We start from the raw sequence: 14,759 nt of genomic DNA on the forward strand, positions 1-14,759 counted from the left end.
AAACTATGTTATTATATACTAAAGCATTAATGAAAGGAAAAAGATATAATGGGAAAAACACTAGTACTAGCAGAAAAACCTTCTGTAGGAAGAGATTTAGCTAGAGTATTAAATTGTAAAAATGAAAAAAATGGATATATAGAAGGTAGTAATTATGTAGTAACATGGGCTCTTGGCCATTTAGTAACACTTGCTGAAACTGAAAGTTATTCAAATAAATATAAAAATTGGGACATAAATGATTTACCTATATTACCTAAAAATTTAAAGACCGTAGTTATAAAAAAGACATCTAAACAATTCAACACAGTAAAAGCTCAACTAAATAGAAATGATATTGAATCGATTGTAATAGCTACAGATGCGGGTAGAGAAGGAGAGCTTGTAGCAAGATGGATAATAGAAAAAGCACAAGTTAAAAAGCCTATAAAGCGTTTATGGATATCATCTAGTACAGATAAAGCTATAAAAGAAGGATTTTCAAAACTTAAGGATGGGAAAGAATACGAGAACTTATATCGCTCAGCAGTTGCTAGAGCAGAAGCTGATTGGTTAGTTGGAATAAATGCAACAAGAGCACTTACAACGAAGCATAATGCACAACTTTCTTGTGGTAGAGTTCAAACTCCTACTGTAAATATGGTTTACAAAAGAGAAGAGGAAATTCAAAAATTTAAACCAAAAGAATTCTATGGTATTAAATTACAAGCACCTATGTTTAGTTTAAACTGGGTTGATTCTAAAACTAATAGCCAAAATAGCTTTAATAAAGAAAAAGTAGAAAATATATTAACTAAGATAGAAAATAAAAATGCTGAGATATTAGAAGTTAATAAAACTTATAAAAAGAAATATTCACCAGGACTATATGATTTAACAGAATTACAAAGAGATGCAAATAAAATATTTAATTTCTCTGCAAAAGAGACTTTATCTATAATGCAAAAATTATATGAACACCATAAAGTTCTTACATATCCTAGAACAGATTCCAAATACATTAGTACTGATATAGTAGACACTTTAAAGGATAGAGTTAGAGCTGTGAGTGTAAGTGACTATGCAAAAGTTTGTACTAAAATATTAAAAGACAAAATAAAAACTAATAAATCATTTGTAGATAATTCTAAAGTAACAGATCACCATGCGATAATACCTACTGAGGAGAGAGTATTCTTAAGCGATTTAAGTGATAGAGAAAGAAAAATTTACGATTTAGTAGTAAAAAGATTTTTAAGTGTTTTAAGTGATCCTTTTGAATATGAACAAACAACTATAAAGGCTAACATAGAAGGGGAAACTTTTGTAGCTAAAGGTAAAAAAATTATTAAATTAGGATGGAAAGAAAACTATACTAATATAGATGAAGATGATGACAATGATCAAAATCTTCCAAACTTAAATAAAGATGATATTATAAAGGTAGCTAAATGTAGTTTAACTAGTGGCAAAACACAACCTCCAAAACCATTAAATGAGGCTAGTTTATTAGCTCAAATGGAAAAAGAAGGTCTTGGAACAGTTGCAACTCGTGCAGATATAATAGAAAAGATTTTCAATTCCTTCTTGGTTGAAAAAAGAGGAAAAGACATTTTTATAACATCTAAAGGAAAGCAATTGTTAGAGTTAGTTCCTAGCGAGTTAAAATCGGCAGAGCTTACATCTTCTTGGGAGCAGAAGCTTAATCAAATATCATGTGGTAATTTAAAGAAAGATGTATTTGTAAATGAAATGAAAGACTACACTAAAGATATTGTAAAAGATATAAAAAGTAGTGATGCTAAATTTAAACATGATAACTTAACTAAAAATAAGTGTCCTGAATGCGGAAAGTATATGCTTGAAGTTAATGGAAAAAGAGGAAAGATGCTAGTTTGCCAAGATAGAGATTGCAACACTAGAAAGATGGTTTCTACAACTACCAATGCGAGATGTCCTGTTTGCCATAAAAAACTTGAACTTAGAGGCGAAGGGGAAGGGAAGACTTTTGTTTGTAGCTGTGGACATCGTGAAAAACTAAGTACTTTTAATAAGAGAAAGAAAGAAGAAAATAACAAAGCATCTAAAAGAGATGTTAATAAGTATTTAAAGAGCCAAAACAAACAAGAAGAAAGTTTTAATAATCCTTTTGCAGAGGCATTAGCTAAACTTAAAAAATAGTTATTCTAATTAACACGAAGGGGGTTATATGTATGATGCTACATCATACATATAACCCCTTTTTATATAGACTTTGATTAAATTATAGCACTTACTAAAAATATGAACTATATTTAATTAAAAAAATAGGTGTAACAGTTTTATGAATTAATATATGAGTTAAGATTGTAGATAAAGATAGTTTACATAATTAAATTTAAGTAACTTATAAGATTTATTTTTAAGCTGTGAAAAAGTAATCCCAATAAGTATATATACTTAAAATAAATGCAACTAATGTGTAAGCAAGAGAGACAAAAAAAGGAGTGCTTTTAAAGAACTTAAGACCATAATTACGAGTTGTTTCTTTATCAATTGATATTGCGGTCCAATAGTCTAAAAACCTATTATAGATGTTATCCTCTGTTGAAAAAAATCCTATAATTGTTGTGAATAAAACTCCTATTATTAAAGACATGTCAAGAAAAGATACTTGTAAAGAATTGCTTATTAGGTGGTTCACTAAAACTATTATAAATAGAGTTAGAATACCGATGAAAAGTTTTTTCAAATATATACCTCCTTAATTTGTTTAATATAATTGTATAGATTTAAATAGATTTAATCAATAGAAAAAAGGGTAATCTAGTTACTATATATAATTATTAAAAATAAGTTGTTAATGTGATAACAAATTAAAAAGAAAAAGGTGGTGTAATGATGAAAGATATTAAGTTAGTAAAACTTATTGGAGATATAAATAAAAGCAATATAGATGAAATCAACAAATTAGGAATTGGAGTAGAGATTCAGAGTTTTCCTCAAAATATTTTAGATGAAGATTATAGTACAATAATAAATGATTGTAGTAAAAAATTAAAAAATTTTAGCAATGTAATATCATTACATGGATCCTCATTTGATTTAAACCCAGGTAGTACAGATAAAAAGGTTATTGAGTTAACAAAATATAGATACATGCAGTCAGTTGAAATTGCCAAGGAAATAGGTGCTAAATATGTGATTTTTCATAGCCAACTAAACCCTTTATTAAGTGTAGAGAAAATAAGAAAACTTAAGTTAGACAATCAAATAAAATTTTGGCAAGATTTTATGAACGAAATTAATGATATAGATGTGACTATTTTATTAGAAAATGAGTATGATGAAAGTCCTGAAGAGATTTTATATATTGTTGAATCAGTAAACTCTCCTAAACTTAGAATATGTTTAGATACAGGTCATATTTTAGCATACTCTAAAAAATCTTTAGAAGAATGGATAGTGTCGGTAAAAGATTTTATAACGTATATACATTTACATTTTAATGATGGCAAAAATGATTCTCACAGCAGACCAAGCTATGAACAGCTAATTTATTTCAAAAACATAATAGAAGAAGCTAAAATAAATCCTATATTATCACTAGAATATAGCTTTGAAAATATAGTAGAAGAAGTAAATAGAGTAAGGAATATTTTGAGTAAAAAATAAATAAAAAAGTGTAGTCAAAATAATATAAAAAGACTACACTTTTTTATTTGTTTTAGTAAATCTCCGCTGTCAGTATTCAAATTAGTATACAACATAGAAACCACTTAATAATATTGTTAATTTTATAAATTTGAAACTGTGAGATATGTTTGAATATGTAAAAAGATGGTATATATATTAATGTTGAAAATTTAATAATTATTTAGGAGGGATAGATATGAAAATTAACAAAGCAATTATTATAGCATTAGGATTAGTTGTTATATGTGGGGTTGGAGTAAGTTATTCGTTAGTAAAAGATGACAAAGCAGAATACCTAACAAAAGACCAAGCAAAAAATATTATTTTAGAAAAAGTACCAGATGGTAAGATATTAGAGTTTTCTTATGATAATGAAAATAATTCACCAAAGTATGAATCAGAAATAGTTAAAGATACTATGAAATACCAAGTTGATGTAGATGCTGAAACTGGTAAAATAATAAACTTTGAACAAGAGGTACTTAAAGATCAAAATAATGTAAAAACTTCAGATAAGCTAATAAGTGAAGATAAAGCTATGGATATAATGATTAACAAAGTTCCAAAAGCTACAGTTCAAAAATTTAACTTAGACAAAGATGGGAAAAATGATGAGTATGAAGGTGTACTTACAAAAGCAGATACAAAATATGAAATAACAGTAGATGCAAAAACTGGAGATATAAAAGAGTTTAGTCATGAACAAATAAAAGTAAAAGACACAAAAGCAGCTAAAGATAATCAATATGGAGATATAGAGATCAATGACTAAAATAAGAAAAGTGTAGTTATCTAACGATTAAGAATTAGATGGTTACACTTTTTTTATTTAAATATAAATAAAATGGTATAGGCGAAAACTATTAATCTAACAATAAATATAGAATTAAGCTATATTTATTGAAAGCAAATAACAAATTTAGTAAAATTAGAAAAACTAATTTAAAAATTGAATTCTGTATGTATAAAAATTTATAAACATTTATAGGTACTTATACATATAATTAAAAAAATAGGAGGGGTAATATATGTTATATAATAATGTTTTAGATCTTATAGGAAAAACTCCAATAGTTAAGCTAAACAATATTCAAAGTGAAAATAATATATTTTTAAAGCTAGAAAAATACAATATAGGTGGAAGTATAAAAGATAGAGCTGTTCTTGGGATGATTGAAGACCTTATGGAAAGCGGAGATATAAAAAAAGGAGATACTATAGTAGAGGCAACAAGTGGAAATACGGGAATTGCTTTATCTATGATTGGAAAGCTAAAGGGGCTTAAGATTATTATAGTTATGCCTAGCTCTATGAGTAAAGAGCGTAGAGATTTGATGAAAGCCTATGGAGCAGATATAATACTCACAGGTGAAGGTGGAATGCAAGCCTCTATGGATAAAGCAAGTGAATTAATAAGTTCAAATGGAAATTATAAATCTTTGAAGCAATTTGAAAATAAAAGTAATCCTAAGAAACACTACGCTACAACTGCAATAGAAATATATGAAGATATTAAAGATATAGATATATTTGTGTGTGGTATAGGAACAGGTGGAACAATAAGTGGAGTTGGAAAATATTTAAAAGAATTAAACAAAGACATAAAAGTTATTGGAGTTGAGCCAGAAAGTTCTCCTTTAATATCTAAAGGACATAGTGGACCTCATAAGATACAAGGAATAGGAGCAAATTTTATACCTAAAAATTTAGATATGAGTATTGTAGATGAAATAGTAACTGTAAAGGATGAAGACGCTATAAGCACTATCAAGTTACTGGGAGAAAAGGAAGGAATACTAGTAGGGATTTCATCTGGAGCAAATGTATATGCAAGTATGGAGATAGCTAAGAAGTTTAAAGGAAAAAACATTGTAACAATATCTCCTGATGGAATAGAGAAGTATCTATCTATGGATATAATTGGAGGATAGAATGCTAAAAAAAATAAATGCTGACATAGAGTATATAATTGAAAATGACCCAGCTGCAAGATCTAAGATAGAAGTTTTTTTACTTTATCCATCAGTTCATGCTTTGATTGGTCATAGAATTGCACATTGTTTTTATAAATACAAAATGTTTTTTATAGCAAGATTTATATCACAAGTAAATAGATTCATAACTGGAATAGAGATACATCCAGGTGCAACTATAGGAAGTGGAATTTTAATTGACCATGGTATGGGAGTTGTAATAGGAGAAACTGCAGAGGTTGGCAATAGAGTTACTATATATCATGGAACCACATTAGGAGGAACAGGAAAAGACAGCGGTAAAAGACATCCAACTGTAGGGGATAATGTAGTAATAGGAGCAGGAGCTAAAGTTTTAGGACCGATAACTATAGGTGAAAATTCTAAAGTAGGCGCAAATTCAGTCGTATTAAAGGATGTACCACCAAACAGTACAGTGGTTGGAATACCTGGGAGAATAATAAAAAAGGAATAACTAAATAGTTATTCCTTTTTTTATTTCAGTGTAAAGTTTAAAATAATGTACGTCGAATAGGGGGAAACTAAATTTTACTTATCAAACTTCACGTAATCTAATTCATTAGATATACTTATATTTAAAACATATGAAAGCGAAATTTCGTTTAAGAATTTAGCTTTCTCTTCATCACTTAAATTTATTAAATCGAGTTTTTGATGATATTCCATCACAAAAGCTTTTAAGTCTTTTATATGGTCGAACATATAATAATTAAGACCTTCATTTTCGATAGAGTAGTTTTCTTTTATTATTTTAAAGATAGTTCTACCACCAAATAAATCTGCTAAATATCTTGTATAAGCATGTGCAACTAGCAATTTAGGATTTGTTTGAGATATTTCATCTAATCTATCAACGAAAACCCTTGTTGAATCGCAAATTTCGATTGAATCAATCTTGTATCCTAATAAGAACTTAGAGTCATCAAGTAAAGCATTAGCTCTAAATACTTCAGGAGTTATAAATTCTTTTAAGACTTCATCGTCTTTATGCTTTTCAAGATTCTCCTCTATTGCTTTGTAAATAAAATAAAGATTATAGATATACTCTCCGTATGTTTCAACATTAGCATCTCCATCAATTAATCTTTTTATGAACCCTGTATTTTCAGCCATATCGTGTAATCTTTTTGTGCTACTTTGAATGACTTTTAAAAAGTTCATATCCATAAAATCATCTTCTTTCTTTTGTATTGTGATTACTAATAAAATAAATACCCTAGGAAATTAAAACTAAAACATCAATTTTAATAGTTATTACAATTTTGATATATTAGGACAATAAGGTTTAATGTATAATAAAATATACTATAATTACTAAGAGGAAACTTTTAATTAAGATAATTAAAGATAGGTGATAAAATGCAAGACTATAACAATATACAGATAAGAGAACTAGAAAATTGGAAAGAAAAAATGAAAAAGAAGCCATCAATAATAAATAAAGCATCTAAAGAAGCTCAAAATAAACTAAATTCAGTACTTCCTGAAAATTATCATAATATACTCACTACAGCTATAAAGAATATGACAAAAGTTGTTTTATTTGGTTCAAAATATACTACAAAAGCTCCAATTGAAAATATTTCATTACAAGAGCGAGACGAATTAGCTTATGAAAAGATTAGATTATACAAAAAAACTGCTATGTTAGAAGGAGCAGGTACTGGAGCTGGAGGAATTATTGTTGGGCTTGCTGACTTTCCTTTACTTTTAAGTATAAAAATAAAACTTCTATATGAGATTGCAAGTATTTATGGATTTGATACTAAAGATTATAAAGAAAGAATATATTTATTAAATATATTTCAATTAGCCTTTTCAAGTCAAAATCATGTTAATAGTATATTTAAAGATATGGAGCATTTTAATGAATCAAAAGATAGACTATCAGATGATATAAATGAATTTGAATGGAGAAAATTTCAGCAGGAATATAGAGATTATATAGATTTAGCTAAGTTACTTCAGCTAGTGCCTGGGATAGGAGCTTTTGTTGGTGCATACGTAAACAATAAATTAGTAGATAAGTTGGGAGAGTATGCAATATATTCTTATCATATGAGGTTGTTAGATACTAGCGGATATATAAAAGAAAATGAGAGTTTTTTATCTAAAAGTTATAAAAAAATCATATCAAGAGTCAAATAATTAAAAAATTTACAAAATAAGTGTATGTTAATATTATGATATCAACATACACTTACTTAAATTAAAAGCGTTTAGTCCTATAAAATCTATACAAAAAGTCTTTTTCTAACGTTTTACTAAGAGTTGCACTTTCTTGGAAATTAATAAACTTTATTTCTAAAGCAGATTTACTAGTAGGAATAACCTTATGTATCAACTTAAGGTTTACTATATAACCTTTATGAGATTTAAAAAAGTTTGGTGGAACTCTAGCATCTAAATCATCGAAATTCTCATAAAATTTTATAATATCATGATCTTTAGTATATAGGTTTACAGCTCTGGAGTTTTTCTCAAACATAACTATATCATCGAAATTAATCATATGTATCTGTTTTCTAATTTTATAAACAAATAAAGTGTCATCTATAAAATTATTTGTAGCTAGTTTATGCGAATTAATGTGATCAATAGCAATATTTACAGAATCTAAAATTTTGTTTTCAGTAAACGGTTTAACTATAAAATCAACTGGATGAACTTTAAAACTTTCCAAGCTATAATCAGAAAATCCAGTTACAAAAATTATATGAACATCTTTATCTATCGAAGATATTTCTTTGGCACAATCTATACCATTTTTATGAGGCATATCAATATCTATTATAAGTAAATCTATTTTCTCACATTTAATAAAATCTATTGCTTCTATACCATTTTTAACTTTTTTTACATAGTCAACATATCCAGATTTTTTCAGTATATTTTCAATATCATCTCGAACAGCTTTATCATCATCACATATCAAAACTTTTATCATAAATATTTTCTCCCTATAAACTTTTATTAACAATATTTAGGTATTAAAATCGTAAACTCAGTTATAAATTCGTCGCTACTTGCAAATATATGATACCCATATTTAGCTAAAATGTTTTTAACTAGATAAAGACCGTACCCCCTATGTTCACCGTCTTTAGTAGAAAAACCTTCATCAAATATACTTTCCGTATTATGTATTTTAGGTCCGTTGTTTTTTATAGATATAACATATTGAAATTCATCTTCATAAACAAATAACTTTATATATTTATTATTTTTATTAAGTGCAGATAGTGAATCAATAGCATTATCTATTATATTTAGTAAAACAGAACTCATTTCATTAGGTTCAATAACTAGATTATCTATGAAATCTTGTATATAAACATCAAAAGAAATATTTTTTAGAAGACACTCTTCATATTTTAAAGATGCAATTGCATCCAAATAAGAAACCTTTCCGTATCTTGAAGTTTTACTTCTAAAACTATTAGATATATTTGTTATATACTCCTTAGCATCGTTACTAAGTCCATTATTTAATAAAGAGTACACAACTTGAAGATGTTTTAGATAATCATGTTTTTGACTCCGAAGTTTACCTATAATGTTATCTTTATGCTCAATTTTAATATTTAGATTTTTAAGTTCTGTTTTATTACAATTATCATTATCTATTAATTTAATAATTTTATAGGCTATATAAAAACTAATATATATAATTAAAAAAGATAAAAATATTTTAAACAACCCACTAAATAATAAATTGCAATTAAGTTTAATTAGAATAAGAACTAAAAATTTTTTTATAAGAACTGATATTACGATAGATATAAATATTGTTATTAGACCTTTTTTTGAAAGTGACAGTTTTTTAAAAAACAAAAACTTATCAAGGTAAAAATTAAGTCCTATAAATAAAATTAAAATATATATAGGAAATACAATAATATTGTCCATAACTCACCCCTAAATGATTTTATATACAGATTATAACATTTATAAAAAAATATGTAAAAACTGGGAATTTACAAAGAAGCTATAAAAAAGTGAAAAATAAGTTATAAATTTATGTAAACAACCTTTAAAAACTTGAAAATTTGCAATTTGATACATTTTTTAAATGAATATATAATTAAGTTATCAAATAGGGAGGAATATATAAATATGGGGAATGATTTGAGTATAGTATTAAAATACATAAAAAGTTATAAAACAAGGTCATTAGCTATAATACTAAGTATAGTGCTTGGAACAGCTCTTATAGTAGGGGTAGGTACATTAGCTAGAAGTGCGCAACAAGCAGATGTAGATAGAATGAAGAGAGAATTAGGAACTCATCATGTAATATTTAAAGATATAAATAAAGATCAATTAGAGATTGTAAAACAAGGAAATGATATAAAAGAGATTGGTGTTACATCATATTATGCATCTACAGAACTTGGTGAGAAATTACCAATAAATATACAATATGCAAGTGAAAATTATTTAAATAATGACTCAGAGCTTAAAAAAGGAAGATTTCCAAAAGGAAATAATGAAGTTGTAGTTGAAGAATGGGTTTTAAATAGTATGGGGTTAGAACCTAATTTAAATCAAGAATTAACTTTTAAACTATATCAAAAAGAAAAGCCTGAAACATTTAAAGTTGTTGGAATACTAGAAGATAGATATAAAGAAAAACAAATTGGAGTATGTGAAATGTTTTTGGCACTAGATGAAAACAATATAAATAAGTTTAGTACTTATGTAGAGTTTTATGAAAATAGTGATATAAATAAAAATATAAACAATATATCAAAAAAGGCTAAATTAAATAAAGAAAAACAAGTAAATACAAATAAAATGCTTGTAGAATCTATACAAAAAAATGGGTCAGTAGATGAGGCAAGCAAAAATATGACAATTGTATTAAGTTTATTTGCAGGTCTTGTAATATACAGTATTTATTCAGTATCTGTATATCAAAGAATAAGAGAATATGGAGTATTAAGAGCGCTTGGATCTACTAGTATAAAAATATTTAAGCTAATGTTTAGTGAACTTTTAATATTAAGTGTAATAGCTATTCCTATTGGTATATTTATAGGTATGGGTGGAGCACAGATATTTAATAAGTTAGTAGGAAATATTCAATTTGAAGGTAAAATAAGCCAAACGCCATTTGTTGTACCTAGTTCTATAATTTTATTATCAATAGTATGCACCTTATTAGTAACATTATTAATAAGTGTATTAACTTATATTAAAATAAAAAAAATAGCACCTATAGAAGCTATAAGAAAGAAATTTGGATTAGAAGGAAAAGCAAAAAGTAATAATTCAATATTGTCAAAACTAAGCAAAAACATATCAGTTACTAAGGCAATATCTTTTAGAAATATATTTAGAGATAAAAAATCATTTATAATTATTATTTTATCTATGAGCTTAGGTGGAATTATGATTATAAAAACTAATTATGCATTTTCAAGAAGTAAACAAATGAATGCATCAATAAACAAGGAAACATTTATGAATGGTGATTTTATACTAAATGTTAGTGGTGCAATGGATGAACAAAATGGTTTGGTTGATAAACAAATAAATGAAATAAAAAATATAGATGGCATCAGAGAAGTTAAAACTGCTAAAATTTTAAACACTAGAATGCAAATAGATAAAGATAAAATTTTGGATAAACAATTTTTTGATTGTCTAAAAAAAGGTGGTTATTATGGTGAGGTTTTAAATGGTTTACTTATAGATGATAAAAGTACAGGAGATTATTTAATAAAGCAAAAGTTAAAGGGTTACAATGATGAAATGCTAAAATCATTAAATAAATACAAAACAAGTGGAGAGATAGATATAGATAAAATAAAAACAGAAAATTTAGCAGTAGTATATATACCACATACATATGAAGTATTTGAAGGATATAGAGATATTGGAAATCATACTTATGGGAAACCAATAGTTGATATAAAAGTAGGAGATACTGTAAAAGTTAAATACCCAAAAGGAAAAATAGATACTGATGAATATTGGAAGGGTAGAGGTAACTATGAATATGAAGAATATGAGTTTAAAGTAGGAGCCATAGTGGATTATCCTTTTGCTGATGACAATGTATATTCAGCTGATAGTGGAGTAGATGTAATTATAAGTGATTCAAACTTTAAGGAAATAACAAATATTAATAATTACGATTTAGTGTATACAAATATAGAAAATAGTGCAAATCATAATGTTATAAATAAACAATTAGGGAAGATAGGTAGCCAAGTACCAGGAACCACTACTACAGATTTAGTAAAAGAAAAGCAGGATAATGAAAAAATGACACAAAAAGAATTGATTTATGAGTATGGGAAAATAAGTATAATATTTATGATAAGTATATTTAATATAATAAATAATGTGAGTTACAACTTAACATCTAGAACTAGTGAATTTGGTATGCTGAGAGCTGTAGGCATAAGTGAAGATAAATTTAAGCTTATGATAGTTTTTGAAGGTTTATTATATGGGATATTTTCAAGTGTAGTAGTTATAGTTGGAGGAATTTTATTACAACTTAGAATGTATAAAACATATGGATTTGAAACATATGGAATAGAATTTGCTATAGCCTACAAAGATTACATATTAATAGCTGTAACAAACATACTAATAGGATTGTTTGCAACATATATACCAGCAAGAAAAATAAAAGAAAGCAATATAGTGGAATCTATAAATATAGTGGAATAGGGTGAATATTATGGTAATACTTGAAACAATAAATTTAGGTAAAATATACGGGAAAAAAGAAACAACTGTACATGCGTTAGATGATGCTAATTTAAAAATAAATAAAGGCGAATTCGTTGCAATAGTAGGACCTAGTGGAAGTGGGAAAAGTACATTTCTACATTTAGTAGGGGGCTTAGAACGACCAAGTAGTGGGACTATAAAAGTAGATGGTAAAGATATATGTTGTTTAAGCGATAAAGAGCTTGCAAAATATAGAAGACAAAAAGTTGGATTTGTATTTCAACAATATAATTTAATACCTGTACTTAATGTAGCTGAAAATATAGAGTTGCCAGTTAAGTTAGACAATAGAAAAGTTGATAAGGATTATATAAATGAACTGATGGAATTATTAGGTATTAGCGATAGAAAAAACCATCTCCCTAGCCAATTATCAGGAGGACAACAACAAAGGGTAGCAATAGCTCGTGCATTGTCAGCTAAGCCGAGTATAATACTTGCAGATGAACCTACAGGAAATTTAGACACAAAAACTACAGAAGAAGTTATAAATCTTCTTAAATCATCTATTAAAAAATATAATCAAACTCTAATAATGATAACACATAATGAAAATATAGCTAAAAAAGCAGATAGAATAATCTCTATTGTAGATGGAAAACTAAACGAAAGTTATTCCACAAACAGCTAAAAAAATAGTTAAAATAAAAATTTGTAAAATTTATAAAAAACTTAAGTAAAAAGCCTTGGGGTAGGTAAGAAATCTATTCCAGGGATTTTTTTATTTGAAAACTTACTAAAATAACATATAAAGGGTTTTTATATCATAAATCTAATTGTATATATACATTGAAAATTTATATTTCACAACGTATATACTTTGAAGCAATTCAAAAGGGAGTTGAAAAACGAAGTGTTAGAATCTATACAAGATAAAAATATTATTACAGATAGACTAATACTAAGGAAATTCAATATAAGTGATGCTAGAGATATGTTTGAAAACTGGGCATCTGACAGTGAAGTAACTAAGTTTTTACAATGGGAACCTCACATAAGTGAGGAATATACAAAATCAGTAATTGAGACATGGATTAGAGATTATAAAACTGAAATGTCATATCACTGGGCAGTTGAACTAAAAGAAACAAAAGAAGTTATTGGAGAAATATATATATTTAATATAAAGCAGAAAAGAAGGTGTTGTGAAATAGGAATATGTATAAGTAAGAGGTTTTGGAATAAAGGAATTTCTACAGAAGCATTAGTTTCAACTATAAATTTTATATTTAAAGAAACTGAGCTATGGAGAATCATTGCTATGCATGATGTTGAAAACATAGCATCTAAAAAGGTAATACTAAAAAGTAAAATGAAATACGAAGGAGAATTTAAATGTAAAACAAATTTAGCTGTCTATTCTATATCAAAGAAAAATAAAAAGAATTATTTGTAAGATTTAAAAAGGAATTATAGTATTATATTTATAAAGCCATTATAAAAGTTGATATTAGGAGGGCACATGAAAAAATATTATCTAGCATATGATGAAAGATATAAAAAAGCACATTCTGAGGGGATTTTATGGTTTTCTAATAATCCAACATCGGATTTGTTAAAATGGATAGAACATTATGATATCTCAAAGCAAGATAAAATATGCGAAGTTGGATGTGGAGAAGGAAGAGATGCTTTGTACCTAGGAATTAAAGGATATAAAGTAAAAGGAATTGATGCATCAGAATCTGCAATAAATAAGTGTAAAGAGTTAGATAATAAAAACTTAGAAAATGTTGAATTTGAAGTTGAAGAAATAATAAATTTAGATAATAGTGAAATTACAAAATATAAATGGATATATGCAGTAGGCGTTTTACACATGCTTGTAGATGATAACGATAGAAATTTATTTTTAAAATCAATTTATAATATGCTAGATAGGGGAGGCCATGTACTCTTAGTAAACATGGGAGATGGAGAAGTTGAGATGAAAACTGATACATCTAAAGCATTTGAAATACAAGAAAGAAATAATAATAGCAAAGGCAAAAAAGTTCTGGTTGCATCTACTTCATATAGATCTATAAATTGGAAAAATCATATAAAGGAATTAGAAGATGCTGGTTTTTTAATTGAAAAAACTATAAATACACAAAACGATGAGTATGGAAATTGCATGGTTGTATATTTAAAAAAATCTTAAAATAATAAAGATAAAAGAGGGAGTTTAAACTCCCTCTTTTTTTTAAAAGTACAAACAATATTTCAATTGTTAGTTAATAGCAAATTGATTTTTTAAGAATTTTAGTTAATAAATTTACATTTATTAAAGGATTTTAAGTATATATATCTAAAATATATCAAAGTAAGAGAATAAATAGAATAATAAAAAAATAAGATTATTTTAAGTGTAAAAATTTT

At 26.5% G+C, this 14,759-nt stretch carries 14 protein-coding genes; 10 read left to right on the plus strand and 4 right to left on the minus strand.

Going from position 1 to position 14,759, the window contains the following annotated elements; translation table 11 throughout:
* Positions 1–48: 48 nt before the first annotated feature.
* Positions 49–2,160: a DNA topoisomerase III gene (locus tag KXZ80_RS06670; protein ID WP_021432698.1), complete on the plus strand. Its 2,112-nt coding sequence runs from the start codon at positions 49–51 to the stop codon at positions 2,158–2,160.
* 220 nt (positions 2,161–2,380) lie between these two features.
* Here the strand turns inward: KXZ80_RS06670 and KXZ80_RS06675 are convergent, their stop codons facing one another.
* Positions 2,381–2,710 (minus strand): hypothetical protein, encoded by a 330-nt coding sequence (locus KXZ80_RS06675; RefSeq protein ID WP_038285174.1) that lies wholly within the window; start codon positions 2,708–2,710, stop codon positions 2,381–2,383.
* 149 nt (positions 2,711–2,859) lie between these two features.
* Between KXZ80_RS06675 and KXZ80_RS06680 the strand changes: the two genes are divergently transcribed.
* From KXZ80_RS06680 to epsC, 4 genes are all read left to right on the plus strand, one after another.
* Positions 2,860–3,633, plus strand: coding sequence for a sugar phosphate isomerase/epimerase family protein (locus KXZ80_RS06680; protein ID WP_038285176.1), 774 nt, complete (start codon positions 2,860–2,862; stop codon positions 3,631–3,633).
* A gap of 217 nt (positions 3,634–3,850) precedes the next feature.
* A complete protein-coding gene (locus tag KXZ80_RS06685; protein WP_021432700.1) occupies positions 3,851–4,426 on the plus strand; it encodes a PepSY domain-containing protein in 576 nt (191 codons plus the stop codon).
* A 256-nt stretch (positions 4,427–4,682) separates the two neighbouring features.
* The gene (cysK, locus tag KXZ80_RS06690; RefSeq protein ID WP_021432701.1) at positions 4,683–5,585 is read left to right on the plus strand and encodes a cysteine synthase A; all 903 of its coding nucleotides are present in this window, start codon (positions 4,683–4,685) and stop codon (positions 5,583–5,585) included.
* A gap of 1 nt (position 5,586) precedes the next feature.
* Complete coding sequence (epsC, locus tag KXZ80_RS06695; RefSeq protein ID WP_021432702.1) at positions 5,587–6,102, plus strand: serine O-acetyltransferase EpsC; 516 nt, start codon at positions 5,587–5,589, stop codon at positions 6,100–6,102.
* A gap of 74 nt (positions 6,103–6,176) precedes the next feature.
* Here epsC and KXZ80_RS06700 read toward each other — a convergent pair whose 3' ends face one another.
* Entirely contained in the window at positions 6,177–6,815 is a 639-nt protein-coding gene (locus KXZ80_RS06700) for a biliverdin-producing heme oxygenase (protein WP_021432703.1), read from the minus strand.
* A gap of 192 nt (positions 6,816–7,007) precedes the next feature.
* On the opposite strand from KXZ80_RS06700, the gene KXZ80_RS06705 reads away from it, so the two are divergent.
* Positions 7,008–7,796, plus strand: a complete 789-nt coding sequence (locus tag KXZ80_RS06705) for an EcsC family protein (RefSeq protein ID WP_021432704.1) — start codon at positions 7,008–7,010, stop codon at positions 7,794–7,796.
* A gap of 61 nt (positions 7,797–7,857) precedes the next feature.
* Here KXZ80_RS06705 and KXZ80_RS06710 read toward each other — a convergent pair whose 3' ends face one another.
* Both KXZ80_RS06710 and KXZ80_RS06715 read right to left on the minus strand, forming a co-directional pair.
* Positions 7,858–8,595, minus strand: a complete 738-nt coding sequence (locus KXZ80_RS06710; protein ID WP_021432705.1) for a LytR/AlgR family response regulator transcription factor — start codon at positions 8,593–8,595, stop codon at positions 7,858–7,860.
* A gap of 26 nt (positions 8,596–8,621) precedes the next feature.
* Entirely contained in the window at positions 8,622–9,557 is a 936-nt protein-coding gene (locus tag KXZ80_RS06715; protein ID WP_021432706.1) for a sensor histidine kinase, read from the minus strand.
* Positions 9,558–9,764: 207 nt separating this feature from the next.
* Between KXZ80_RS06715 and KXZ80_RS06720 the strand changes: the two genes are divergently transcribed.
* From KXZ80_RS06720 to KXZ80_RS06735, 4 genes are all read left to right on the plus strand, one after another.
* Positions 9,765–12,335 carry an ABC transporter permease gene (locus KXZ80_RS06720; RefSeq protein WP_021432707.1) on the plus strand — a complete coding sequence of 857 codons (2,571 nt, stop codon included), beginning with the start codon at positions 9,765–9,767 and terminating at the stop codon, positions 12,333–12,335.
* A gap of 10 nt (positions 12,336–12,345) precedes the next feature.
* Positions 12,346–13,029, plus strand: a complete 684-nt coding sequence (locus tag KXZ80_RS06725; protein ID WP_021432708.1) for an ABC transporter ATP-binding protein — start codon at positions 12,346–12,348, stop codon at positions 13,027–13,029.
* 210 nt (positions 13,030–13,239) lie between these two features.
* Positions 13,240–13,794, plus strand: coding sequence for a GNAT family N-acetyltransferase (locus KXZ80_RS06730; RefSeq protein ID WP_147422470.1), 555 nt, complete (start codon positions 13,240–13,242; stop codon positions 13,792–13,794).
* A gap of 66 nt (positions 13,795–13,860) precedes the next feature.
* On the plus strand, positions 13,861–14,541 hold the full coding sequence (locus KXZ80_RS06735; RefSeq protein ID WP_021432710.1) for a class I SAM-dependent methyltransferase: 681 nt from the start codon (positions 13,861–13,863) through the stop codon (positions 14,539–14,541).
* Positions 14,542–14,759 lie beyond the last annotated feature (218 nt).

Source organism: Paraclostridium bifermentans (assembly GCF_019916025.1).
GTDB lineage: Bacteria > Bacillota > Clostridia > Peptostreptococcales > Peptostreptococcaceae > Paraclostridium > Paraclostridium bifermentans.